Annotated in this window: 23 protein-coding genes and 1 riboswitch; of the genes, 11 read left to right on the forward strand and 12 right to left on the reverse strand. The window is 73.5% G+C overall.

Annotated elements, in window-relative coordinates; all coding sequences use genetic code 11:
* Positions 1-139 precede the first annotated feature (139 nt).
* The gene (locus ACIRG9_RS12385) at positions 140-808 is read left to right on the forward strand and encodes a carbonic anhydrase (protein WP_402854298.1); all 669 of its coding nucleotides are present in this window, start codon (positions 140-142) and stop codon (positions 806-808) included.
* Here ACIRG9_RS12385 and ACIRG9_RS12390 read toward each other — a convergent pair.
* The 3 genes from ACIRG9_RS12390 to ACIRG9_RS12400 form a co-directional block, all read right to left on the reverse strand.
* Positions 805-1824, reverse strand: a complete 1020-nt coding sequence (locus tag ACIRG9_RS12390) for a coiled-coil domain-containing protein (protein ID WP_402854145.1) — start codon at positions 1822-1824, stop codon at positions 805-807. The two genes, ACIRG9_RS12385 and ACIRG9_RS12390, sit on opposite strands and share 4 nt — an antisense overlap.
* Positions 1825-1826: 2 nt before the next feature.
* Positions 1827-1960: riboswitch (cyclic di-AMP (ydaO/yuaA leader) on the reverse strand.
* A 154-nt stretch (positions 1961-2114) separates the two neighbouring features.
* Entirely contained in the window at positions 2115-3434 is a 1320-nt protein-coding gene (locus ACIRG9_RS12395) for a YibE/F family protein (protein WP_402854148.1), read from the reverse strand.
* Between the two features lie 136 nt (positions 3435-3570).
* Entirely contained in the window at positions 3571-3870 is a 300-nt protein-coding gene (locus tag ACIRG9_RS12400; protein WP_123239535.1) for a metal-sensitive transcriptional regulator, read from the reverse strand.
* A gap of 156 nt (positions 3871-4026) precedes the next feature.
* On the opposite strand from ACIRG9_RS12400, the gene ACIRG9_RS12405 reads away from it, so the two are divergent.
* From ACIRG9_RS12405 to ACIRG9_RS12415, 3 genes are read left to right on the forward strand one after another with little or no spacing between them, the layout of a single operon-like run.
* Positions 4027-4236 carry a heavy-metal-associated domain-containing protein gene (locus ACIRG9_RS12405; protein WP_402854151.1) on the forward strand — a complete coding sequence of 70 codons (210 nt, stop codon included), beginning with the start codon at positions 4027-4029 and terminating at the stop codon, positions 4234-4236.
* Between the two features lie 36 nt (positions 4237-4272).
* The gene (locus ACIRG9_RS12410; protein WP_402854154.1) at positions 4273-5256 is read left to right on the forward strand and encodes a hypothetical protein; all 984 of its coding nucleotides are present in this window, start codon (positions 4273-4275) and stop codon (positions 5254-5256) included.
* Between the two features lie 14 nt (positions 5257-5270).
* Positions 5271-7547 carry a heavy metal translocating P-type ATPase gene (locus ACIRG9_RS12415; RefSeq protein ID WP_402854156.1) on the forward strand — a complete coding sequence of 759 codons (2277 nt, stop codon included), beginning with the start codon at positions 5271-5273 and terminating at the stop codon, positions 7545-7547.
* 69 nt (positions 7548-7616) lie between these two features.
* Here ACIRG9_RS12415 and ACIRG9_RS12420 read toward each other — a convergent pair whose 3' ends face one another.
* The 3 genes from ACIRG9_RS12420 to ACIRG9_RS12430 all read right to left on the reverse strand — a co-directional run bounded on the left by ACIRG9_RS12420 (position 7617) and on the right by ACIRG9_RS12430 (position 10531).
* On the reverse strand, positions 7617-8861 hold the full coding sequence (locus ACIRG9_RS12420; RefSeq protein ID WP_402854159.1) for an RNA polymerase sigma factor: 1245 nt from the start codon (positions 8859-8861) through the stop codon (positions 7617-7619).
* On the reverse strand, positions 8858-9217 hold the full coding sequence (locus ACIRG9_RS12425; protein ID WP_402854300.1) for a YciI family protein: 360 nt from the start codon (positions 9215-9217) through the stop codon (positions 8858-8860). The genes ACIRG9_RS12420 and ACIRG9_RS12425 overlap by 4 nt, the downstream gene beginning before the upstream one ends.
* Positions 9218-9316: 99 nt before the next feature.
* The gene (locus tag ACIRG9_RS12430) at positions 9317-10531 is read right to left on the reverse strand and encodes a DUF2786 domain-containing protein (RefSeq protein WP_402854162.1); all 1215 of its coding nucleotides are present in this window, start codon (positions 10529-10531) and stop codon (positions 9317-9319) included.
* Between the two features lie 266 nt (positions 10532-10797).
* On the opposite strand from ACIRG9_RS12430, the gene ACIRG9_RS12435 reads away from it, so the two are divergent.
* The gene (locus ACIRG9_RS12435) at positions 10798-11316 is read left to right on the forward strand and encodes a DUF2231 domain-containing protein (protein ID WP_402854165.1); all 519 of its coding nucleotides are present in this window, start codon (positions 10798-10800) and stop codon (positions 11314-11316) included.
* Positions 11317-11420: 104 nt separating this feature from the next.
* Here the strand turns inward: ACIRG9_RS12435 and ACIRG9_RS12440 are convergent, their stop codons facing one another.
* Together ACIRG9_RS12440 and ACIRG9_RS12445 are read right to left on the reverse strand one after the other, a co-directional pair.
* Complete coding sequence (locus ACIRG9_RS12440; RefSeq protein WP_402854302.1) at positions 11421-12167, reverse strand: SAM-dependent methyltransferase; 747 nt, start codon at positions 12165-12167, stop codon at positions 11421-11423.
* A gap of 210 nt (positions 12168-12377) precedes the next feature.
* Positions 12378-13361 carry a glycoside hydrolase family 6 protein gene (locus ACIRG9_RS12445; RefSeq protein WP_402854168.1) on the reverse strand — a complete coding sequence of 328 codons (984 nt, stop codon included), beginning with the start codon at positions 13359-13361 and terminating at the stop codon, positions 12378-12380.
* A gap of 316 nt (positions 13362-13677) precedes the next feature.
* On the opposite strand from ACIRG9_RS12445, the gene kdpF reads away from it, so the two are divergent.
* From kdpF to ACIRG9_RS12475, 6 genes are all read left to right on the forward strand, one after another.
* A complete protein-coding gene (gene kdpF, locus ACIRG9_RS12450; protein ID WP_402854171.1) occupies positions 13678-13767 on the forward strand; it encodes a K(+)-transporting ATPase subunit F in 90 nt (29 codons plus the stop codon).
* Positions 13767-15422, forward strand: a complete 1656-nt coding sequence (gene kdpA / locus ACIRG9_RS12455) for a potassium-transporting ATPase subunit KdpA (RefSeq protein ID WP_402854174.1) — start codon at positions 13767-13769, stop codon at positions 15420-15422. The genes kdpF and kdpA overlap by 1 nt, the downstream gene beginning before the upstream one ends.
* A gap of 20 nt (positions 15423-15442) precedes the next feature.
* Positions 15443-17632, forward strand: coding sequence for a potassium-transporting ATPase subunit KdpB (gene kdpB / locus ACIRG9_RS12460; protein WP_402854176.1), 2190 nt, complete (start codon positions 15443-15445; stop codon positions 17630-17632).
* Entirely contained in the window at positions 17632-18513 is an 882-nt protein-coding gene (locus ACIRG9_RS12465; RefSeq protein WP_402854179.1) for a potassium-transporting ATPase subunit C, read from the forward strand. The genes kdpB and ACIRG9_RS12465 overlap by 1 nt, the downstream gene beginning before the upstream one ends.
* Positions 18514-18589: 76 nt before the next feature.
* On the forward strand, positions 18590-21136 hold the full coding sequence (locus ACIRG9_RS12470; protein WP_402854182.1) for a DUF4118 domain-containing protein: 2547 nt from the start codon (positions 18590-18592) through the stop codon (positions 21134-21136).
* Complete coding sequence (locus ACIRG9_RS12475) at positions 21133-21813, forward strand: response regulator (protein ID WP_402854185.1); 681 nt, start codon at positions 21133-21135, stop codon at positions 21811-21813. The genes ACIRG9_RS12470 and ACIRG9_RS12475 overlap by 4 nt, the downstream gene beginning before the upstream one ends.
* Before the next feature lie 27 nt (positions 21814-21840).
* Here the strand turns inward: ACIRG9_RS12475 and ACIRG9_RS12480 are convergent, their stop codons facing one another.
* From ACIRG9_RS12480 to ACIRG9_RS12495, 4 genes are all read right to left on the reverse strand, one after another.
* Positions 21841-22599, reverse strand: coding sequence for a zf-HC2 domain-containing protein (locus tag ACIRG9_RS12480; RefSeq protein WP_402854187.1), 759 nt, complete (start codon positions 22597-22599; stop codon positions 21841-21843).
* An 89-nt stretch (positions 22600-22688) separates the two neighbouring features.
* Entirely contained in the window at positions 22689-23258 is a 570-nt protein-coding gene (locus tag ACIRG9_RS12485; RefSeq protein ID WP_402854190.1) for a sigma-70 family RNA polymerase sigma factor, read from the reverse strand.
* A gap of 161 nt (positions 23259-23419) precedes the next feature.
* A complete protein-coding gene (locus tag ACIRG9_RS12490) occupies positions 23420-23827 on the reverse strand; it encodes a RidA family protein (RefSeq protein ID WP_402854193.1) in 408 nt (135 codons plus the stop codon).
* Positions 23824-24678 carry an NAD(P)-dependent oxidoreductase gene (locus ACIRG9_RS12495; protein WP_402854196.1) on the reverse strand — a complete coding sequence of 285 codons (855 nt, stop codon included), beginning with the start codon at positions 24676-24678 and terminating at the stop codon, positions 23824-23826. The genes ACIRG9_RS12490 and ACIRG9_RS12495 overlap by 4 nt, the downstream gene beginning before the upstream one ends.
* Positions 24679-24695 lie beyond the last annotated feature (17 nt).

The following is a 24695-nucleotide window of genomic DNA, read 5'->3' on the forward strand; positions in this document are numbered from 1 at the left end:
AAGCGCCCGCAAACACATGAAATCTGTATCACGTAAATCTTGACGTATCTTCGCTGAGGGTGTGACGTTGGTTCTTGCGGCCGTCTCCGCCGCCGACCGGGTCGACCAGGTCGTATCGCGCGAGGACGAGGTGACTGCCATGACGCCGAACACACCCGAACAGGCGCTCGCCGAGCTGTACGCCGGCAACGCCCGCTTCGTCACCGGTGTGCCTCGCCATCCGAACCAGGACGCCGGTCACCGGGCCGCCGTCGCCGACGGCCAGCACCCCTTCGCGGTGATCGTCGGCTGCTCCGACTCCCGCCTCGCCGCCGAGATCATCTTCGACCGCGGCCTCGGTGACCTCTTCGTGGTGCGGACCGCCGGCCACACCGTCGGACCCGAGGTGCTCGGCAGCGTCGAGTACGCGATCACCGTGCTCGGCGTACCGCTGGTCGTGGTGCTCGGCCACGACTCCTGCGGGGCGGTGCAGGCCGCCCGCGACGCGGTCACCACCGGTACCTCACCGGCCGGGCACCTCGGTGCGGTGGTCGAGGCCGTCGTGCCCAGCCTGCGCCAGGCCGCCCGCCAGGGCATCGAGGACGTGGACGGGATCGTCGACATCCACATCGCGCAGACCCTGGAGGCGCTGCTGGCCCGGTCCGCCGTGATCGCCGAACTGGTGGCCGCCGGCCGGTGCGGGGTGGTCGGCATGTCGTACCGGCTCAGCGCGGGCGAGGTGCGGACGGTGGCCGAGGTGCCGCCAGGCACCCCGACCACCGTGGGGACGCTCCAGGGCCCAGCCGGGAGCGACCAGGGCACGCCCTAGAGCAGCGACATGTGGACGTGGTCGGTGTGGTTGGAGGGCCCGCTGTAGGACTTCCAACCGGTCGCCGGGAACCAGATCTGCCGGTTCCAGATCACGTAGTAGATGCCCAGCCGGTCGGCGTTGCGGATGAGGAAGGCGGCGACGTTGTTGCCGTACATCCGGGTGTCGTTGTTGTGCCAGGGCGCGAAGCCGCTGTTCTGCAACGACCAGTCGCAGGCCCGACCCTTCGGGTGCTCCCACGGCCCGCCGGAGCGGTAGCAGCCGGCGAAGCGGGTGAAGCCGGCTCGCCGGACCTCCTTGTAGGCGTGCAGGGTGCGCGGCGTGATGCAGCCCGAGGTGGTGGGATCGTTCTCGCTGCACGACTCGGACTTCCAGTCACCGTCGGCGGTGCGACCGGGCCCGATCCGGGCGACCGGCGAGGTGGCCGAGACCAGACCGCCGGTGAATCCCCGCCCGCCGACCAGCGCCAACGCCTTCTCCGCCGCGACCTTCTCCCGCGCCATCGCGTTCTTCTGCTTCTCCTGCTCGCGTACCTCGGCCTCGACCGCGAGCTTGGCCTGCTCCGCCCGGGTCTTCGCCGCGTTGACCGCCGCGAGCCGCTGCGCGTGGACCATGTTCAGCTCGTCCAGGGCGGCGGCGCGCTGGACGAACGAGTCGGGCGTGTTGCTCTCCAGCAACATGGCCATCACGCCGAGCCGGCCGGTGCGGTACGACTGTGCGGCGATCTGGCTGACCTGCGGGCGCAGCGCGTCGAGTTCGGCCTGCGCGGCGCGTACCTCGCCGGCCAGCTGGCGTTGGCGCTGCTGCGACTTGTCGAGCTTCGCCTTGGCCTGCAGGTACGCGCGGTTCGTGGCGTTGAGGACGTCCGTGATGAGCGGAGGATCGTCGTCCTCCTCGTGCCCCGACGGGGTGGGGTTGGTGGGCGCCGCCATGGCCGGGGTCGGCCCGGCGACGACGGCGAACGCGGCGAGTACGGCCACCACGGGTGTCAACCAGCGGCGCAGGGGTGCCGTCACAGTGTTCCCTTCCGTAGACCGCCGACCGGGTTAGCTGCCGGGTTCGGGGCGGAAGTGGCCCCTACCGCTGGTCGCGGATTCACCCCTCGTACCTGGTTCCCCGGCTCGCCGTCGAGCGATTGGGCGGCGGCACCGCAGGCGCCGTAGCGCGCCTTCGGCGGTGACCGGCAGCGAGGTTACCTGAGAGTCCCCACGGCGATCTACGTCCGGAAGCCGACTAATAGTGCGATTTCGTCGTTGCCCTGCGTGACCGCCGTCGCCTTTGGAACCGACGGTCACGCTACGGAGTTTCACCATGCGACCTCCGTGCTCCCCTGCGGCCCGCGCCGCCGCGCGGCCGCCCCGCCGAGCGCCTCCAGAGCATTGTCCCGTTCCGCCGGTGGCCGAGCGGCGGGGGGCACCGGCGGCTCGCCGTCCGACCCGGCGCGCCGCCCGGCGGCGGTGACCACCGCGGCCAGCCCGGTGGTCAGCGGTACGGCGGCGACCAGGCCGAGCGTGGCCACGATGCTGCGGACGATCTCCTGGGCCAGGAACTCGCTGGTCAGGATCTGACTCAGCGGGCGGGAGTCGGCGACGAGCAGGAGCAGCAGCGGCAGCGACGCGCCCGCGTACGCCAGCACGATCGTGTTGACCGTGGAGGCGATGTGGGCGCGACCCACCCGGGTGGCCGCCCGGTAGAGCTGGATCCGGGACAGCCCCGGATTCGCGTACGCCAGCTCGGTGACCGTGGCGGCCTGGGTGACGGTGACGTCGTCCAGCACGCCGAGCGAGCCGATGATGATGCCGGCCAGGAGCAGCCCGTGCAGGTCGACGTCGTTCTGGAACATCAACAGGGTGGTGGCGTCCTCACTGCCGAACCCGGTCAGATGGGTGGCCGCGGTGGCCAGCGCGCCGAGGACGCCGGTCAGTACCAGGCTGCCCAGGGTGCCGAGCACCGCCACCGAGGTCTGCGCGGTGATCCCGTGGGTCAGGTAGAGCACCACGAACATGATCAGCGCGGACCCGACGATCGCCACCAGCAGCGGCGGCTGGCCGGCGCTGATCCCGGGCAGGATGAAACCGAGCAGGACGGCGAAGCTCGCCACCAGGCCGCCCAGTGCGGCCAGCCCGCGCCAGCGGCCGAACGCGACGATGGCGACGGCGAACAGCGCGGCGAGCCAGGCCAGTGGCGCGCCGCGCTGGTGTTCGGCGATCTGGTAGCTCTTCGCCGCCGGGTCGGCCGGGTCCGTCAGCTCGACCAGCACGACCGCGTCACCCACCTCGACCCGGGGCGCGCCGGGTCCGGCCGGGACGGGCACCTCGACCTGTCGCCCGGCGTCCGGGCCCTGCTCGGCGGTGACGGTGACGGTCCCGCAGGGGCCGGTGGATCCGCCCGGGGCGCCCTCCGGCGTCTCCGGCGCCGGTGGGCAGGGCTCGGTCACCACCCGGGTCACCGTGCCGTGGTAGCGGGGCACGTCCGGGCCGCCCGCCGGCTCCCGGCCGGTGTCCCGTGGCCAGAGCACGAGCGCGGCGACCACGGTGATCACGAAGAGCGGCACCACCGTCGCGACGAGGATCCGTCGTACGCCCGGCGGGGCGGACGGCGCGGGACGGGTGTGGTCGGCGCCCATGACGAGACTCCCAACGATTCACGGCGGCAAGCGTGTCGCCGGGCCGGTCGGGTCCACCGGCCGGCGGAGGCGCGCCGGGGCGGCGCCAGCGGGTTGTCGCCGGGAATGGTAGCCAGTCCGCCCCGGGGCTACCGGCTCAGCCGCGCTTCATGAGCCGGCCGACGGCGGCCATCATCTCGGTGGCCATCTCGTCGGCGCGACCCTCGGCGGCACCCTCCCGCATGCAGTGCCGGGCGTGCCCGTCGAGCAGGCCGAGGCCGACCTTGTCCAGGGCGGCCTGGATGGCGGAGATCTGGGTCAGCACGTCGATGCAGTAGCGGTCGTCCTCGACCATCTTCTCGATGCCGCGAACCTGGCCCTCGATGCGGCGGAGCCGCGCGAGCAGCTGGTCCTTGCTGGCGGTGTAGCCCCGGGTCGGGGTCGTCGGTGCGGTCATGAAGTCGAGGATAGCTTACCCCTCCGGGGTATGTTATGTTCCTTCCCGTGGCCGATACCCCCACGGGGTAGCGGTAACGAGTCAAGTGGCAGACGTCTCGCTTCCAATTACCCCTAGGGGGTATAAGGTCGGAGGCGGTGGGAAAGGAGATTAGCCATGGTCACCAACACGTACCAGGTGCAGGGCATGACCTGCGGGCACTGCGTCAACTCGGTCAGCACCGAGGTGGGCGCGATCCCGGGCGTCAGCGACGTCCAGGTCGACCTGGCTTCCGGCCAGGTCACCGTCACCAGTGAGAGCCAGTTGGACACGGACACCGTCCGCGCCGCCGTGGACGAGGCCGGATACGACCTCGTCGGGGCGTGACGGGTCCGCCGGACCCGAAGGAACCGAGGTAACACCATGAACACGGCGACGAAGCTGAGCGGCTTCACCCTCGGCCTCGCGGCGGTGTTCGGCACGGCGTACGGGGTCGGCCAGCTGACCGGCCCCGTCACCCCGGCCGCCGAGACCCGCCACGACAACACCGAAACCGGCCACACCGGCGGCGGCAACGAAGCCGGCCACACCGGCGCCGACCACACGGCCGGCGCCACCGACCACCTGCCCGGCGGGCTGCTCGTCTCCGACCGCGGCTACACCCTGCAACCGGTGACCGCCCCCGCCGGCGAGTTCGCCTTCCGGATCACCGGGCCCGACGGTCAGCCGGTCACCCGCTACGACGTGGCGCACGACAAGCGCATGCACCTGATCGTCGCCCGCCGCGACCTCTCCGGCTTCCGGCACGTCCACCCGGAGCTGGCCACCGACGGCACCTGGCGGGTCGCCTCGCCGCTCGCCGGCCCCGGCGTCTGGCGGGCGTTCGCCGACTTCACCCCGACCGGCGGCGAGCCCCTCACGCTCGGGGTCGACGTCACCGTCCCCGGCGAGCTGGTCGAGCGCCCACTGCCCACGCCCGTCACCAGCACCACCGTCGACGGCTACACCGTCATCCTGAGCGGGGCCCCGCAGCCCGGCCGCACCAGCCAGCTCACCCTGACCATCAGCCGGGACGGGAAACCGGTCACCGACCTGCAGCCCTACCTCGGGGCGTACGGGCACCTGGTGGCGCTGCGACAGGGCGACCTGGCGTACCTGCACGTGCACCCGGAGGGCGCGCCCGGCGACGGGCGGACCCCGGCCGGGCCGGCGGTCAGCTTCGCCGCCGAGGTGCCCACGGCCGGGACGTACCGCCTGTTCCTGGACTTCCGGCACGGCGACGCGGTGCACACCGCGGAGTTCACCGTCTTGGCCGGCGACCAGGCCGCTCCGGCGCCGCAGGCGCCGGCCACCACCGCACCGACCCCGGACGCCGGGCACGGCGTCCCCGGTCACGGGCACAATTGACCGGAGGTGCCGCGATGACATCGACCGCCAAAAGCCCGCGCACGGGCTCCGCGCCCCTGCCGGTCGCGCCGAACCTGATCGAACTCGCGATCGGCGGCATGACCTGCGCCTCCTGCGCCGCCCGGATCGAGAAGAAGCTCAACCGGATGGACGGCGTCGAGGCAACGGTCAACTACGCCACCGAGAAGGCCACCGTCCGGTACGCCGACGAGGTCACCCCGGACGACCTGATCGCCACCGTGGAGAAGACCGGCTACACGGCCGCCGTGCCGCCACCGCCCGCGCAGGCCGCCGCCGAGGCGACCGCCGAGCCGCTGGACGAGCTGCGCGGGCTGCGTACCCGGCTGTGGGTGTCGGTGGCGCTGGCCGTGCCGGTGATCCTGCTGGCCATGGTGCCGGCCTGGCAGTTCGACTACTGGCAGTGGCTGTCGCTGACCCTGGCCGCCCCGGTGGTCGTCTACGGCGGGCTGCCGTTCCACCGGGCCGCCTGGATCAACCTGCGGCACGGCGCGGCGACGATGGACACCCTGGTGTCGCTCGGCACCCTCGCCGCGTTCGGCTGGTCGCTCTGGGCGCTCTTCCTCGGCGACGCCGGGATGCCCGGGATGACCCACCCGTTCCGCTTCGACATCACCCGCACCGACGGCGCGGGCAACATCTACCTGGAGGCGGCGGCCGGCGTCACCGTCTTCATCCTGGCCGGCCGCTACTTCGAGGCCCGTGCCAAGCGCACCGCGGGCGCCGCCCTGCGAGCCCTGCTCGAACTCGGCGCCAAGGACGTCGCGGTGCTGCGCGGCGACCAGGAGACCCGGATCCCGGTGGACCAGCTCGTCGTCGGGGACCGGTTCGTGGTCCGCCCCGGGGAGAAGGTCGCCACCGACGGCGTGGTCGAGGACGGCACCTCGGCGGTCGACGCCAGCATGCTCACCGGCGAGTCGGTGCCGGTCGAGGTCGGCCCCGGCGACACCGTGGTCGGCGCGACCGTCAACGCCGGCGGCCGGCTGGTGGTCCGGGCCACCCGGATCGGTGGCGACACCCAGCTCGCCCAGATGGCGAAGCTGGTGGAACAGGCGCAGACCGGCAAGGCAGCCGTGCAGCGGCTCGCCGACCGGATCTCCGGGGTCTTCGTGCCGATCGTGATCGCGCTGGCCGCCGGCACGCTGGGCTGGTGGCTCGGCACCGGGGCCGGTACGACCGCGGCCTTCACCGCGGCGGTGGCCGTGCTGATCATCGCCTGCCCGTGCGCCCTCGGGCTGGCCACGCCGACCGCGCTGCTGGTCGGCACCGGGCGGGGCGCCCAGCTCGGCATCCTGATCAAGGGGCCGGAGGTGCTGGAGTCCACCCGCCAGGTCGACACCGTGGTGCTGGACAAGACCGGCACGGTGACCACCGGACGGATGACCCTGGTCGACGTGCTCCCCGCCGCCGGTCAGGACGCCGACGAGCTGCTGCGGCTGGCCGGCGCGCTGGAGGCCGCCTCCGAGCACCCGATCGCCCGGGCGGTCGCCGACGGCGCGGCGCAGGCCGGCCCGGTGCCGGCGGTCACCGGTTTCGCCAACGTCGAAGGGCTCGGCGTGACCGGCTCGGTCGACGGCCGGGACGTGGTGGTCGGGCGGCTTCGGCTGCTGCGGGAGCGGGGCCTCGACGTACCCGAGGAGGTCGTGCGGGCCGCGACCGAGGCGGAGGCCGCCGGCCGGACGGCGATCCTCGCCGGCTGGGACGGGCGGGCCCGGGGCGTGCTCGCGGTGGCCGACGCGGTGAAGCCGACCAGCCGGGCCGCCATCGCGGGACTGCGCGAGCTGGGGCTCACCCCGGTGCTGCTCACCGGCGACAACGCCACGGTCGCCCGGGCGGTGGCCGCCGAGGTCGGCATCGACCAGGTGATCGCCGAGGTGCTGCCGGCCGACAAGGTCGACGCGGTACGCCGGCTCCAGGACGGGGGGCGGACGGTTGCCATGGTCGGCGACGGGATCAACGACGCCGCCGCACTGGCCCAGGCCGACCTGGGACTGGCCATGGGCACCGGCACCGACGTGGCGATCGAGGCCTCCGACCTGACCCTCGTCCGGGGCGACCTGATGGCGTCCGTGGACGCCATCCGGCTCTCCCGGCGGACGCTGCGCATCATCAAGAGCAACCTGTTCTGGGCCTTCGCCTACAACGTGGCTGCCCTGCCGCTGGCCGCCGCCGGCCTGCTCAACCCGATGATCGCCGGTGCCGCGATGGCCTTCTCGTCGGTCTTCGTGGTGGCGAACAGCCTCCGGCTGCGGCGCTTCCGCCCGGTCGACTGAGCGGCCCGACCCGCCGCCGGCCCGGTCCGCCCGGAGCCGGCGGCGGGTCGGCCGTCCACCCCGTCGGGTTCACCGCTCGGCGGCCAGCCGCGCGGCGCGTACCTCCAGGTAGCGCTGCTCAGGCCGGCTGGTGGTCGCCCGCGCGGCGGCCAGGTAAGCCGCCCGCGCGTCGTCCCGCTCGCCGGCCAGTTCCAGCAGGTGGGCGCGGACGGCGGCGAGGCGGTGATGCCCGGCGACGCGCTCGTCGGCGGCGAGCGGCGCCAGCAGGGCGAGCCCGGCCCGGGGGCCGTCCACCATGGCCACCGCGCCGGCCTGGTTGAGGGTGACCATCGGGTTCGGCGCGATCCGGGCGAGCACCCGGTAGAGGCCGACGATCTGCGGCCAGTCGGTCTCCGCCGCCGTCGGCGCCTCGGCGTGCACCGCCGCGATCGCCGCCTGCACCTGGTACGGGCCGGGTGGTGACCAGGTCAGCGCCTCGGTCACCAGGGCGATCCCCTCCTCGATCTCGCCCCGGTCCCAGCGGGTGCGGTCCTGCTCGGCGAGCGGGATCAGCTCCCCACCGGGGCCGGTCCGGGCGGCCCGGTGCGCGTCGGTGAGCAGCATCAACGCCAGCAGTCCGGTGACCTCGCCGTCGTCGGGGAGCAGCCGGCGCAGCTCCCGGGCCAGCCGGATCGCCTCCCCGGTCAGCTCCGCCCGGTGCAGCTCGCCGCCGCTGGAGGCGGTGTGGCCCTCGTTGAAGATCAGGTAGAGCACGTGCCGCACGGCGTGCAGCCGCTCGTCCCGTTCGGCGGCCGAGGGCAGTACGAAGCGCGCGCCGGCCGCCTCGATCCGCTGCTTGGCCCGGCGGATCCGCTGGCTCATCGTCGCCTCCGGCACCAGGTACGCCCGGGCGATCTCCGCCGTGTTCAGCCCGCCGACCGCCCGTAACGTGAGCGCCACCTGGGCGGAGCCGGTGAGCGCCGGATGGCAGCAGAGGAACAGCAGCTTCAGCGTGTCATCCCCGCTCGGCGGCTCCTCGTCGGCGGGCGGGGCGACCGCCGCGTACGCCGGCTGCCGGACCGCCACCGCGACCTCGCGGTCCCGGCGGGCCCGCTCGCTGCGCCACTCGTCGGTGAGCCGGCGGGTCGCCACGGTGACCAGCCACGAGCGGGGGTGGTCCGGGACGCCCTGCTCCGGCCACTGGGTGGCGGCGGCGAGCAGGGCCTCCTGTACCGCGTCCTCGCAGGCGTAGAACTGGCCGTGCCGGCGCACGAGCACGCCGAGGACCTGCGGCGCGAGGGTGCGCAGCAGGTCCTCGACACCCGCGGTCGTCACATTTCCGTCCCGCCCCCGCCCATCACCGGCCGGACCTCCAGCACGCCGAGGCCGCGCCGCACGTCCGGCCAGCTCGCGGCGATCTCGGCGGCCCGCTCCGGGGTCTCGCAGTCGACCGTCAGGTAGCCGGCGAACTGCTCCTTGCTCTCCACGAACGGCCCGTCGGTGATCTCGACGCCACCGCTGCGGGACCGGACCGTACGGGTCTGCGACGGGTGGGCCAGCGCGTCGCCGCCGACCAGCTCCCCGGACTCGGTCAGCGCCTTCATGATCTCGTCGACCTCGCCGAAGAGCGCGTTCCGCTCCTCCTCCGACAGCGCCTCGACGAAGCCGGGCCGGTTCCAGATCAGCAGCATGTACTTCACGGTCACTCCTCGGGTACGAGCCACCGGCGGTGGCCTCTCACCGGACGAGTCGGAGCCGGCACGCCCGATCCGACATTCTCCCGAGAAAAGTCAGCGACCGCGACGCACCGCGCGGTGGCCGGGGGAGCCGACATCGAGCGAGGCCCGGTCGGCGGCCGAGGTGCCCGAGGTCCAGCCCTCGGCGTCGCGTACCTGCAGCCGGTGCCGGGTGACGCCGGGAAAGAGCTGGTCGACGCGTTCCCGGACCGCGTCCGAGCGGGCGGCGAGCACGGGTAGCAGCCGGTCGTCGCCGCGTTCCTCGGCCGCCGCCCGGTCCGCCGCCGAGGTGGCCGCCCGCAGCCGCTCCCCGATCCGCAGCGCGAAGGCGTTGAGGAACGACTCGTCGTACCCCTTGGTGCGCCGCCCGCCGCCTCGGCCGTTGCCCGTGCGCTCGCCCCGGCCCCGCAACATCGCCGTCGTGGCCTGCACCAGCAGCGAGGTGTGCAGCAGCTCGACCGCCGCCAGGTCGGCGGGGAAGCCGAGCACGGTGGCGAAGCCGAGGTCGTCGGACCACACCGACTCGCACCGGTTCGCCGCCGCCACCTCCTGGATCAGCAACGCCTTCGCCGCCGCGTACGGGGCGTCGGTGCCGAGCCGGACGCCGCTCGGCTGGTCCGGCCGTTCGGCGGTCGCGTCGAGCAGGGCCGCGTCGATGCTGTGCCGGGCCATCAGCTCCTGCGCCTTCCCGGTCAGCGCCTCCGCCTCGGCCGGGAAGGTGGTCGACTCGGCCTTGGCCAGCAGCGCGCGTACCCGGTCCAACATCCGAGACGCACCGGCCGGGGCGGCGGCGCGTGGCGCGGCGGCCGTGCCACCGGGCGGCGGGCGGAGCACCGCGACCGGCGGCAGCCCCTCGACCAGCGCGAGCGCCTCGACGGCGTCCCGAAGCGCGGTGATCCGGTCACCGTCGGCCCGCCGGTCCAGCCATCCGGTGTCGCCGTCCCAGCCCGCGCCGAGTTCGGCGAGCTGGTCGTCGAACCACGGCGGGACCGGGTCGGGCTGCTTCCGGCGCTGGGCGGCCAGCACGTCCCGGAGCATCCGTACGCCGCGGGCCGCCAGCCGCCGGGTCGCGATCCGGTCCAGGTCGACCGGCTGCCAGCCGCGTGGCCAGAGCCGCCCGACGCCGCGGACCAGGCGGGCGAGCAGCGCCGCGTCCACCGTCGGGCCGTCGCCGACGACGAGCCGGTCGAGGGCACGTTCGGCCGCCCGTACGTCGGTGCCGCGCGCTGCCGCGAGGGCGTCGGCGAGCAGTTGACCGGCGTCCGGCACGGTGCCCTCCTCTACTCGGCTGGTCCGGCGGGAGCGCCGTGATCCGGGCGGGGTGCGGCAGGTCGGCCGCTCGCCGTGGGGCGGCGCGCGACGTGCGCACGCCCGAGGAGGAACGGTACCGGTGGGCCCGGGCCCACCGCCCGTGATCGACCTCACCTCGGGCGGGCACGGACGCCTGCGTCCACCACCTCCGGCCGGCCAAGAAATTTCCAAGAAACGCCGGGCACAGTGTGGCCGGACCATCGCCGACCGCCGAGGAGAGATCCGTGCCCGACACCGTCAACGGACTGCCGTTGCACCCGCTCGTGGTGCACGCCGTCGTGGTCCTCCTGCCGCTGGCCGCGCTCGGCGTGGTCGCGCTGGCCGTCCGACCCTCCTGGCGGGGGCGCTTCGGCGTGCTCGTCGTGCTGATCGCCGCGCTGGCCACCGGCATGGTCCCGCTCGCCAGCGACAGCGGCGAGAGCCTGGAGCGGCGGGTCGGCAACCCGGGCGAGCACGCCGAGCTGGGGGACACCCTGATCTGGTTCGCGGTGCCGCTGCTGGTCGCCGCGGTCGCGCTGTACTGGCTGCACCGCCGGTCCGCCGCCGGTGCGACCGGGGACACGGCCGAGCCCCGGCGTGCCACCGGGCAGGGTGCGCTCGGCGTGGTGGTCGCCGTGCTGGCCGTGGTCGTCGCGGTGGCCAATGTGGTGCAGATCTATCGGATCGGGGACTCCGGGGCGAAGGCCGTCTGGGGCGACACCCCGGCGGCCACCGCCGGGCACGGCGAGGGCGGCGGCGACTGACCCGCGGTCGCCGTGCAGGTGCAGCGCCTGCCCCGGACCGCCCCGGCGCGAAGCTGACCGGCGGGCCGGCCGCCGCGACTGGCGCGGCGGCCGACCCCCGGCGGTCAGCGTCGAAGCAGGGCGAAGACGCCCCAGCCGAGGTACTCCCGTCGGTGGCGGACGTGCCGCAGCGGGTCCTCGGTCAGCTCCCGGCGCAGCTCACCGGCCAGCTCGTCGTCGGGGTTGGCGTCCAGCCAGCGGCGCAGGTTGAGCCAGTGCGGCGCCGCGTACCGGTCCCAGCTGTCCTGGTCGGCGAGGACCATCTCCACCAGGTCCCAGCCACACTCCCCGAAGAGCCGGACCAGCCCGGGCAGGTCCCGGAACTCGTCCCGGGACCGGGCGTGGCAGGCGGTCACCGTCTCCTCGTCGGGCGGGTCGAGCCGCCAGTACGGCTCCCCGACCAGGACCATCCCGCCGGGGCACAGGCCGCGTTCGAGGATCTCCAGGGTGCCGGGCACACCCCCGCCGATCCAGGTGGCACCGACGCAGGCGGCCAGGTCGGCGGGCTCCTCGGGTACGAAGGCTGCGGCGTCGCCGTGCACGAACCGGACCCGGTCCGCGACGCCCAGCTCGACGGCGCGGTCGCGAGCGGCAGCGGTGAACGCCGTGCTGATGTCCACCCCGGTGCCGGTCACGCCGTGGTCCCGGGCCCAGGTGCAGAGCAGCTCGCCCTTGCCGCTGCACAGGTCGAGGATCGACGTGCCGGGTTCGAGCTTGATCGCCCGAGCCAGCGTGGCCAGCTTGCCGGCGTCGAACGGGTTGAGGATCCGGAGGTCGCCCTCGCGGATGACGAAACTACGTGGCAGATCCAATGTGATCACTCCAGAAGGTGGGTCCGTGGGACAGGTCGATCCGGTTCGTCGCGCTGAGCACGGGCACCAAAACACCTTCTTCGCAACCTCGAAGTGACGCCGCGAGGCTAGTCGCCGGTCCCGGTGGTCTCAACCGGAATACCCCCGGGTGGGCCGGATGGCGGCGCAGGCCCAGGCGGATCGCCGGACCCGGGCATCGAAAGTGGACGGTCAGCTGACCGGCGGGCTGGCGTGGGCTGCGGCCCTTCGGGCGGCAGCCGGCAGCCAGGGCGTGGCCGCGATCAGGGTGCGGGCCTGAGCGGGCGAGAACACCCCCGGCGCGGGTTCACCTTTGCCGCACGGGCCGTCCGATTCGCCCGGGTTCTTGATCCAGAGCAGCGCGGCCACCCGGTCCAGCTTCGGTTCTGTGGTCGGTAGCTGGCCGAGGGCCTGTGGGGACGCGTTGCACCACTCGTCGTGCGGTGGGGCGGCCAGGCCGTTGCGGGAGGTGTCGATGACCATCTCCCGGCCCCCGACCAGGTCCGACACCCGCCGGCCCCATCGCTGGCTGTCGGTGGTCGACTGCCGGTTGGCCACGTTCACCGAGAATCCCTCCGCCCGCGCGATGCCGGCCCGGTGCAGGCGCTCGGCGGTCTCCTCGGCAGGTCGCCAGCGAGGATGCCCGGCGTCCAGGTAGACGTGGTTACCCGCGTCGGCGAGGGTGCGGGTGGCATCGGCGAGCAGGCGTGCCCGGGCGTTGTCGAAGCACTCGGCGGCCACCCCGTCCGGCTCCAGGATGACGGCCGCCCGGCTGGCCCCGAGCACCTGCGCGGTCCGCCCGATGAACTGCGCGTACGCTGTCGGGCCGCTGGCGCCGCCCCCGTCCGGACCGGCGCAGTCCAGGTTCGGAATGTGGTAGATCACCACCACCGGGAGCGCCCGCCGGGCCCGGGCGGCGTCGAGGTACGGGCGCAGGTCGGCAAGATCCTCCGGGCCGGTCAGCCAGTGGGCCTGCGGGGTCCGGGCGATGGGGTCCAGCCAGGCGGCGTGGTGGTCCTCGCGCCAGTGCTGCGCCGGGCTGTCGGTGTCCACGAGCAGGGTCGCGCCCCGGAAGGGGTGCCGCAGCGGTGTGTACTCCGGGTCGACCCTGTTGCACCCCGGGAGGGCGGCGAGGAGTACGGCGGTCAGGGTGGCGGCGAGCCGGACTCGGTGCACCCGCCCACCCTAGGCCCGGCGCGCACCACCGCATGCGCCCCCGGTCGGGGCCGTCCGGGTCGGCGGCCATGGCGCCCGACGGGCCGTTGCGGCGGTGCCCGTGAAAGGCGCGTCAAGAAACCGTGGGTCGCCGTCACGGTCGCGTTATGGCCCCTGTCCGTTCGGCTGAGCGGGCGTTGTGATTGCCCGGCGCGACCGGGAAGCGGTCGCGGACAAGGCCGTAAGAGGAGTCAGCCGTGTCCGACCTGGTGTTCGTGCTGTTGACGGTGGGGCTGTTCGCAGCGCTCGCCCTCGTCGTGAGGGGAGTGGAGAAGCTGTGAGCGCGGTGAACACCGTCGGGCTGGTGCTGGCGATCGGCCTGGGCGTGTTCATGGTCGTCGCCCTGCTGTTCCCGGAGCGCTTCTGATGACTGTGACAACAGCTGGCGTTCTCTTCCTGCTGTCCCTGGTGGCGGCGCTCGTCGCCGTCTACCGGCCGCTCGGGGACTACCTGTACCGCGTGGTCTCCGGCACTCGGCAGTCCCGGGCCGAGCGGGGGATCTACCGCCTGGTCGGGGTGAACCCCGCCGCCGAGCAGTCCTGGGGCGTGTACGCCCGCGCCGTGCTCGCCTTCTCCGCGGTCTCGGTCCTGTTCCTGTACGCCCTCCAGCGTGTGCAGGACCACCTGCCGTTGAGCCTCGGCTTCGACCCGGTGGTCCCGCACGGCGCCTGGAACACCGCGGTTTCGTTCGTGACCAACACGAACTGGCAGTGGTACTCGGGTGAGTCGACCATGGGCCACCTGGTGCAGATGGCCGGCCTGGCCGTGCAGAACTTCGTCTCCGCGGCGGTCGGCATCGCCGTGGCGGTCGCCCTGGTCCGCGGGTTCGCCCGCAGCCGGAGCGGCGAGCTGGGCAACTTCTGGGTCGACCTGACCCGGATCACCCTGCGGGTCCTGCTGCCGATCGCGGTGCTCGGCGCGCTTGTGCTGATGCTCGGCGGCGTGGTGCAGAACCTCTCCGGCGGCACCGACGTCACCACCCTGACCGGCGGTTCGCAGACGATCACCGGCGGCCCGGTGGCCAGCCAGGAGGTCATCAAGGAGTTGGGCACCAACGGCGGCGGCTTCTACAACGCCAACAGCGCCCACCCGTTCGAGAACCCGACGGCCTGGACGAACTGGCTGGAGATCTTCCTGATTCTGGTCATCCCGTTCAGCCTGCCCCGGGTCTTCGGCCGGATGGTCGGGCAGAACCGCCAGGGCTACGCGATCGCCGCGGTCATGGCGATCCTCGCGCTGGCCAGCGTCACCCTCACCAACGTCTTCGAGCTGTCCGGCCACGGCACTGTCCCCCGGGCGGTCGGGGCGGCGCTGGAGGGCAAGGAGGTCCGGTTCGACGTGTCGAACTCGGCGACTTTCGCGGCGGCGACCACGCTCACCTCGACCGGCGCGGTGAACTCGTTCCACGACTCGTACACGGCGCTCGGCGGGATGATGCCGCTGGTCAACATGATGCTCGGCGAGGTGGCCCCGGGCGGGGTCGGCGCCGGCCTCTACGGCCTGCTGATCCTCGCGGTCATCACCGTGTTCGTCGCCGGCCTGATGGTGGGCCGCACGCCCGAATACCTGGGCAAGAAGATCGGCTCCCGCGAGATCAAGTTTGCCTCGCTGTACTTCCTGATCACGCCCGCTCTGGTGCTGGCGGGAACCGCGGCCGCGTTCGGCACCGGCAACAACGCGACCGCGTTGAACGTCGGTCCGCACGGCCTCTCCGAAGTGCTCTACGCGTTCACCTCGGCGAGCAACAACAACGGTTCCGCGTTCGCCGGCATCACCGTGAACACGCCGTGGTGGAACACCGCGCTCGGGCTGTGCATGCTGCTCGGCCGGTTCCTGCCGATCATCCTCGTGCTCGCACTCGCGGGTTCGCTGGCGCGCCAGAAACCCACCCCCGCCTCCGAGGGCACCTTGCCGACCCACCGACCGCTCTTCGTCGGGATGGTCGTCGGCGTCACGGTGATCCTCGTGGCGCTGACCTTCCTGCCCGCGCTCGCGCTCGGTCCCCTCGCCGAGGGGCTGTGATCATCATGAGGAAAGAGGACATGTCCGTCACGCCCGTGACACCCGACGCCGGCGAGCAGCCGGTCGCCGGGACCCCGGCCACCCAGGGCGATCGGGTGAGTGGGGGACTGCTCGACCCGAGGCAGCTGGTCCGGTCCCTGCCGGACGCGCTGCGCAAGCTGGACCCGCGCAACCTGTGGCGCAACCCGGTGATGCTGATCGTCGAGATCGGCGCGATCTTCACCACCGTTCTGGCGGTGGCCGACCCCTCGGTCTTCGCCTGGGCCATCACCGTCTGGCTGTGGCTCACCGTTATCTTCGCGAACCTCGCCGAGGCGGTCGCCGAGGGCCGGGGCAAGGCCCAGGCCGCCACCCTGCGGCAGGCGAAGAAGGACACCATCGCCACCCGCCTCATCGGTTGGGAGCCGGGGGCGGCGGCGAACAGCTATCGCGACGAGGCGGTGCCCGCGCCGCAGCTGAGGCAGGGCGACGTCGTCCTGGTCGAGGCGGGCGGGATCATCCCCGGCGACGGGGACGTGGTCGAGGGCATCGCGAGCATCGACGAGTCGGCGATCACCGGTGAGTCCGCGCCGGTCATCCGGGAGTCCGGCGGCGACCGCAGCGCGGTCACCGGCGGCACCAAGGTGCTCTCCGACCGGATCGTTGTCAGGATCACCCAGAAGCCGGGCGAGAGCTTCATCGACCGGATGATCAATCTGGTCGAGGGGGCGAACCGGCAGAAGACCCCGAACGAGATCGCGCTGAACATCCTGCTCGCCGCGCTCACGATCATCTTCCTGCTGGCCGTCGTCACCCTCCAGCCGCTGGCGATCTTCTCCAGGGGCTACCGGGCGGCCGCTCCGGACACCGGCGCGATAGCGGCCGCCGGGGTCACCGGGGTGGTCCTGGCCTCCCTGCTGGTCTGCCTGATCCCGACCACCATCGGGGCGTTGCTGTCGGCGATCGGCATCGCCGGCATGGACCGGCTGGTGCAGCGCAACGTCCTGGCCATGAGCGGCCGGGCCGTCGAGGCGGCCGGGGACGTGAACACCCTGCTGCTGGACAAGACCGGCACCATCACCCTGGGCAACCGGCAGGCCGCCGAGTTCCTCCCGGTCGACGGGGTGGACGCGGCCACGGTCGCCGACGCGGCACAGTTGTCCAGCCTCGCCGACGAGACCCCCGAGGGGCGCTCGATCGTGGTGCTCGCGAAGAACGAGTTCGGGCTGCGCGAGCGTGAGCCGGGCCTGATCCCGCACGCCACCTTCGTGCCGTTCACCGCGCAGACCCGGATGAGCGGCGTCGACCTCACCCCCGACGGCCCCGAGCCGGCGTGCCGGATCCGTAAGGGCGCCGCCGCGGCGGTGATGAAGTGGGTCCGGGAGAACGGCGGCCATCCCACCGAGCAGGTGGGTCAACTCGTCGACGAGATCAGCGGGATCGGCGGCACGCCGCTGGTGGTCGCCGAGCACGTCGACGGCGAACCGGCCCGGGCGCTCGGCATCATCCACCTGAAGGACGTGGTCAAGTCGGGGATGCGTGAGCGCTTCGACGAGATGCGGCGGATGGGCATCCGGACCGTCATGATCACCGGCGACAACCCGCGTACGGCGAAGGCGATCGCGGACGAGGCCGGGGTGGACGACTTCCTCGCCGAGGCCACCCCGGAGGACAAGCTCGCCTTGATCAAGAAGGAGCAGGAGGGCGGCCGGCTGGTCGCGATGACCGGCGACGGCACCAACGACGCCCCGGCGCTCGCCCAGGCCGATGTCGGCGTGGCGATGAACACCGGTACGTCGGCCGCCAAGGAGGCCGGCAACATGGTCGACCTCGACTCCGACCCGACCAAGCTGATCGAGATCGTGGAGATCGGCAAACAGTTGCTGATCACCCGGGGCGCGTTGACCACGTTCAGCATCTCGAACGACATCGCCAAGTACTTCGCGATCATCCCGGCCATGTTCGCCGGCCTCTACCCGGGTCTGGACGCGCTGAACGTCATGCGGCTGGCCAGCCCGGAGTCGGCGATCCTGTCGGCCGTCATCTTCAACGCGATCGTCATCGTCGCGCTGATCCCGCTGGCCCTGCGCGGCGTGCGCTACCGGCCGGCCAGCGCGTCGAAGCTGCTCAGCCGCAACCTGCTGGTCTACGGCCTGGGCGGCATCGTGGTGCCGTTCCTCGGCATCAAGCTCATCGACCTGCTCGTCCAGTTCGTCCCGGGGATCTCGTGATGCGCTTTCCTTCCTGGCTCGCCCAGCACCTGGCCGCGCTGCGCGCGTTGCTCGTGTTCACCGTCCTGCTCGGGCTGGCGTACCCGTTGGCCCTGGTCGCCGTGGGCCGGCTCCCCGGCCTCGCCGGCCGGGCGGACGGTTCGCTGGTCGGCGTCGACGGCAGGACCGTGGGCAGTTCCCTGATCGGCCAGTCGTTCACCGATGCCGATGGCAATCCCGTACCGCGCTATTTCCAGTCCCGGCCGTCGGCGGCCGGAGCCGGCTACGACCCGACCGCCACCGGGGCCAGCAACCTGGGTCCGGAGAGCGTGGTCGACACCATGGCCAGCAACCCCGCCGACTCGAAGCAGAGCCTGCTCACCCAGGTCTGCGCCCGGAGCAAGGCCATCGGCGAACTCGACGGCGTCGACGGGCGGCGACCCTACTGCACCCGGGACGGGGCGGGCGCGGTGCTCGCCGTGTTTCACCGGGACGGGCTGACCGGCCCGGTCACCCGGGTGGTCAGCGTCAACCAGGTCGCCCCCGCCATCCCGTTCATCGCGAGCTGGCAGGGGGTGCCGGTGGAGCTGGCCCAGCCCGGCCACGACTACGTCGCCGAGGGTGGGGTGGTCACCCCGGTCCGGGGCGACGCCCCCGCCGCGCCGGCCGTACCCGCCGACGCGGTCACCGCCAGCGGCAGCGGCCTCGACCCCCACATCAGCCCCGCGTACGCCCAGATCCAGGTGGCCCGGGTGGCACGTGAGCGGGGCGCGGACCCGGTGGCGATCCGCCGTCTGGTCGAGCGGCACACGTCCGGCCGGGCGCTCGGCTTCATGGGCGAGCCCGCAGTCGACGTGCTAGCCCTCAACCTCGCACTCGACGAACAGTTCGCCCCCCGCTGACCAGGCGTTAAGAAGGGGCCCCTTCACCTCGCCAGGCGTTAAGAAGGGGCCCTTCCTTTCAGAGAGGATGGGGTACGTGCCGAGAGGTGAACTGCGCATCTATCTCGGGGCCGCCCCCGGTGTCGGCAAGACGTACGCGATGCTGGAGGAGGCTCAGCGGCGGGCCGAGCGGGGCACCGACGTGGTGATCGGCCTGGTGGAGAGCCACGGGCGGCCGCACACGGCGGCGATGATCGCTGACCTGGAGGTGGTGCCGCGCCGGGCGATCACCTACCGGGGCGCCGGGTTCACCGAGATGGACCTCGACGCGGTCCTGGCCCGCCGCCCCGAGGTCGCCGTGGTCGACGAGCTGGCGCACACCAACGTGCCCGGCTCCCGGCACGACAAGCGCTGGCAGGACATCCAGGAACTGCTCGACGCCGGCATCAGCGTGCTGTCGACGGTCAACATCCAGCATCTCGAGTCGCTCAACGACGTCGTCGCGCAGATCACCGGCGTCACCCAGCGGGAGACCGTCCCCGACCAGGTCGTCCGCGCCGCCGAGCAGGTCGAGCTGATCGACATGACCCCGGAGGCGCTACGCCGCCGGATGGCCCACGGCAACATCTACCGTCCCGACCGGATCGACGCCGCGCTGGGCAACTACTTCCGGGTCGGCAACCTCACGGCCCTGCGCGAGCTGGCCCTGCTCTGGTTGGCCGGCAAGGTCGACGAGCAACTGGACGCGTACCGGGCGCAGCACGGCATCTCCGCGACCTGGGAGGCCCGGGAACGGGTGGTGGTCGCGCTCACCGGCGGGCCGGAGGGGGAGACGCTGATCCGGCGGGCCGCCCGGATCGCCGCCCGCAGCAAGGGCGCCGACCTGCTCGCCGTGCATGTGGCTCGCAGCGACGGGCTGGCCGGCGCGGACCCGGCCCGGCTCGCCCGGCAACGGGTGCTGGTGGAAAGCCTCGGCGGGACGTACCACCAGGTCCTCGGCGGTGACATCCCGGCCGCTCTGCTGGACTTCGCCCGTGGCGTCAACGCCACCCAACTGGTGCTCGGCGCCAGCCGGCGGGGGCGGTTCGCCCAACTGCTGTCCCGGGGCGTCGGGGTGACCACCACCGCGCTCTCCGGGCCGATTGACGTACACCTGGTCACCCACGCGGAGGCCGGGCGCGGCCGGCGCGCGGCCTCGGTGCCGGCCGCGCTCTCCCGGCGGCGCCGGCTGCTCGGGTACGCGCTCGCGTTGCTCGGCATGCCGCTGCTGGCCGTCCTGCTGGCGGCGCTGCCCGACCTCACCCTGACCAACGACATCCTGCTGTTCCTCGCCGGCGTCGTCGGGGTGGCGCTGGTCGGCGGGCTGTGGCCGGCCCTGGTCGCCGCGCTCGGCGGGTCGCTGCTGCTGAACTGGTTCTTCACCCCGCCCTACCATGCGTTGACCATCGCCCAGGCGGACAACCTCCTCGCGCTGGGCGTCTTCGTCGGCGTGGCCATCGCGGTGAGCTGGGTGGTCGACGTGGCGGCCCGGCGTACCCGGGAGGCGGCGCGGGCCTCGGCCGACGCGCAGACCCTGGCCACCGTGGCCGGCGGCGTGCTGCGTGGCGAACGGCCGCTGCCGGCGTTGCTGGACCGGCTGCGGGAGACCTTCGGGCTGCGCGCGGTGAGCGTGTTGGAGCTGGTCGCCGAGGCCGAGGGGCGGCCCGGCCGGGCGCGGGAGGAGGCGGCCTGGCGGGTGGTGGCCGGGGTCGGCGACGCCCCGCCGGGCAGCCCCAGCGCCGGGGAGACCGCCGTGCCGGTGGACGACCGGCTCACCGTGGTGCTCTCCGGCCGCCGGCTGGAGGCCGCGGACCGGCGGGTGGTCGAGGCGTTCGCCGCGCAGGCCGCGGTCGCGCTGCGCCAGGAACGCCTCGCCGAGGAGGCCGCCACCGCCCGGCCGCTCGCCGAGGCCGACCGGCTGCGCACCGCGCTGCTCGCCGCGGTCAGCCACGACCTGCGTACGCCGTTGGCCTCCGCGAAGGCGGCGGTGAGCAGCCTGCGCAGCCACGACGTCGAGTTTGGCGCGGAGGACCGCGACGAGTTGCTGGCCACCGCCGACGAGTCCCTGGACCGCCTCGGCCGGCTGGTGGCGAACCTGCTCGACATGAGCCGGCTTCAGGCCGGTGTCCTCGGCGTCACCGCCGCGGCGATCGGACTGGAGGACGCTGTACCCCGGGCGTTGGACGAGCTCGGGCCGGCGGCGGCCGATGTCGTCACCGACATCCCGGCCGACCTGCCGGCCGCCGTGGCCGACCCCGGCCTGCTGGAACGGGTGCTGGTCAACATCGTGGCGAACGCCCTGCGGCACAGCCCGCCCGGGCGGCCGCCCACGATCACCGCCAGCGCGCACGCCGGGCGGGTGGAGCTGCGGGTCATCGACACCGGGCCCGGCATCCCCGAGGACCAGTGGGAGCACGTCTTCCTGCCGTTCCAGCGCCTCGGCGACCGGGACAACCAGACCGGGGTCGGCCTCGGGCTCGCGCTGTCCCGGGGGCTCGCCGAGGCGATGGGTGGCAGCATCACCCCCGAGACGACGCCGGGCGGAGGGCTGACCATGGTGGTGCGGCTGCCGGCCGCCGAGGCTCCGGAGGGGGCACGCGGATGACCCGGATCCTGGTCGTCGACGACGAGCCGCAGATCCTGCGCGCCCTCCGGATCAACCTGCGTGCCCGCGGCTATGACGTCCTGGTCGCCGAGACCGGTGGGGCCGCGCTCAAGGCCGCCGCGGGGCATCCGCCCGACCTGGTGGTGCTCGACCTGGGGCTGCCCGATCTGGACGGCGTCGAGGTGATCCGGGGCCTGCGCGGCTGGACCACCGTGCCGATCATCGTGCTCTCCGGCCGGGCCGGCAGTGAGGACAAGGTCGCCGCCCTGGACGCCGGGGCCGACGACTACGTCACCAAGCCGTTCGGCGTGGACGAGCTGCTCGCCCGGATCCGGGCCGTCACCCGCCGGATCGGCGGCGTCGCGCCCGGCACCCCCGCGTTACGCGTCGGCCGGCACACCGTCGATCTCACCGACCGGACCGTCACCCGGGACGACGGCGCCGAGGTCAAGCTCACCCCCACCCAGTGGGCCATGCTGGAGAAGCTGCTGCGCAACCCCGGCAAGCTCATCAGCCAGCGCCAGCTGCTGCACGACGTGTGGGGCCCCGAATACCATCACGAGACCAACTACCTGCGGCAGTACATGGCCCAGTTGCGGCGCAAGTTGGAGGACGATCCGGCGCGCCCCCGGCACCTGATCACCGAGCCGGGGATGGGCTACCGCTACCGCCCCTGATTCCCCGGGCGGCACCCCCGCCGCCGGTCAGGCCGCCCAGCGGTCGGGGGTGCGGGCCGAGCCGGGGTACGGCGGCGGCAACAGCCGCAGGCCGGGAGACTCGGGCTGCTCCTCGGCGGGCAGGTGCCAGCGCGGTCCCTCCGGGCGTTCGCGGTGCGCCGGGCCACCGGGCCGCAGCCGGGGCCGGGACAGCGCGACGACGAGCGCATAGCCGGCGAGCAGGAAGCCGTGGCTGACCAGCCGGGTCGTCTCCACCCGCCCGGTGGTCAGATCGTTGACCGACAGCAGCACCAACGTGCCGACGAAGGCCGACAGCATCGGCACCAGTCCGGTCGGCGGGGTGCGCCGCGTCGCGACGAACAGGAACCCGGCGCCGACGGCGACGTTCCAGGCCGCCGACTCGTGCCACAGGTGCCCGGACGCCAGCGCGCCGGCCGCCGCGTGGGCGTGGACACCGGTCGCCCCCTGGCCGATCTGGGTCAGGCCGAGGATGATCTGCAGCGCGCCGATCAGGCCGAGCACCACCCGCAGCGTGAGCGTGATCCGGGTCCGGCGGCGCGGAGCCGGATCCGGCTCCGGCAGCGCGGCGAGGATGACGTCGGTGAGGTCGTCGTCGGCCACGGTGACCGACAGCCGCGCCCGGCGGGTCACCGCCGCAGCCCCGTCATACCAGGCCCGGCAGCCGCCACATCCGCTCAGGTGGGCCTCCGCGGCCACCCGCTCGGTGGCGGTCTCCTCCCCGTCCAACAGCGCCGACAACACCTCACGCCACTGTTCACACCCCATGTACCCATAGTCGGTCCGAGGAGGGCTTCGGTTCCCGCCGGGTCGGCCGGGCCGCCGCCTTGACGCAGGTCACCGGGAAGGTTGCCCGGTCACCCCACCGCGTCGCCGCCGCGCCGCGAGGCCCGACCTGGCCGCTTCTCGGTGGCTGCGACGAGGTCCTCGCGGGCCCGGGCCACCCGGGAGCGGATGGTGCCGACCGGGCAGCCGCACACCTCCGCCGCCTCGGCGTAGGACATCCCGAGCACCTGGGTGGCGACGAACGCCTCGCGCCGCTCCGCCGGCAACGCGGCGATCAACTGTTCCAGCACCACCTGCCGGTCGAAGCCGCCCCGGTAGGTGTCGGGGGCGTCGTACCCGTCGACCATCGGCACCGTCCGCGGACGCGCCGTCGCGGCCCGTACGTGGTCCACCGCGACCCGGCGGGCGATGGTGAGCAGCCAGGTCCGCGCCGACGACCGGCCGGCGAACGACGGCAGCGACCGCATCGCGCGCAGGAAGGTCTCCTGGGCCAGGTCCTCGGCTTCGGACGGGGAGGTCAGCGCGGTGAGAAAGCGCCGGACCTGCTGCTGCGTCGCGCGGACGAACCGGGTGGCGGCCTCCCGGTCACCCCGGCCGGCGGCCAACGCCCACGCGGTGAGCTCCGCGTCGTCGTCGGCCATCCGGCACCTCCGGCTCGGGTCACCGGCGGACGTACACCGACGGCGGACGCGACAGGTCGTAGTAGTGACTGGCTGCCAGCGTACCGCAAGCTGTGGCCTGCACTTTCTTCGTCGTTGCGGTCGTCGGGCCGCTGCGGTCCGGCCGGTGCGAGATCCGGCGATCAGACTGTGGTCAGGGCGGCCGCCACCTCGACCTCCAGCACCGCGCCGGCCAGGAAGAGCCGGCTCACCTCGACCGTGGTGCTCGCGGGCTTGGCGTGCGGGAAGTACCGGTCGCGGACCGCCGCGTAGCCGGCCAGGTCGCCGAGGTCGGCCATGAACGTCCGGACGTGCATGACGTCGGCGAACGTGGCGCCGTGTGCGGCGAGCAGGCCGCCGATCAGCTCGAAGATCCGTTCGGTCTGCGCCCGGACGTCACCGGGCGCCACCACTGCGCCGTCGTCGTCGACGCCGACCTGGCCGGAGAGCAGGAGCAGGGCGCCGCCCGGCAGGTCGAGGCGGGCGACGTGGGCGAACCGGTCGCCGAACGGCGCCGCGACGGTCGTGGGGTTGTCCAGGGTCAGGGTCACGGTTGCTCCTTGTCGTGGGACGCGACGTCCATGCGGTGGACGCCGGTGAGGACGGCGATGTCCTCGTCCGGGTGGGGTGCGGCCGCCAGCACCGACGCGGTGGCCGTCAGGACGGGTGCCGGCACCCCGTCGAGCGCGTCGAGCGCGAGCCGGGCGTCCTTGGCGGCCAGCGCGACGGCGAACGCGGCGTCCTTGGCGGTCGCCCGGGTGACCGCGCCGCCGAGCGGTCCGGCGGCCAGGGCCTCGATTGCCGTACGCCGGTCCACGCCGACCGCCTCCGCGACCGCCAGCGCGTCCGCGGTGGCCGCCACGGCGGTGACCAGGGCGGTGTTGAGGACCAGCTTCAGCGCGGCGCCACGGCCGGAGCCCCCGCAACGGCGGACCGTGCCGAGCAGTTCCAACATTGGGGTGACCCGCTCGACGGCTGCCTCCGTGCCTCCGGCGAGCACCACGAGCCGACCCGCCTGGGCCGCGCCGGCACTGCCGGCGACGGGCGCGTCCACGAGCGGTACGCCCGCCGGCAGCCGCCCGACCAGCTCCGCCAGGGCCCGTGGGCCGATGGTGGACATCTCGACCAGGTGGGTGCCGGGCCGGAGGGCGCCTGCCGCCCCGTCAACGCCGTACAACACCTCCCCGACGGCGGCGGCGTCGGTGAGCATGGTGATCACCAGGTCGGCGTCCCGGACCGCCTCGGCCGGCGTGGCGGCGGCCCGTGCGCCGGCCGCGACCAGTGGGTCCGTCCGGGCGGGGGTGCGGTTCCAGACCGTGAGGTGCTGCTGCCCCGTGGCCAGCAGCCGGCGGCCGATCGCCGTGCCCATGGTGCCGGTGCCCAGCAGTGCGATGACGTCCATGGCCTAGAACGCTAGAT

The organism is Micromonospora sp. NPDC093277, assembly GCF_044765245.1.
Lineage (GTDB): Bacteria > Actinomycetota > Actinomycetes > Mycobacteriales > Micromonosporaceae > Micromonospora.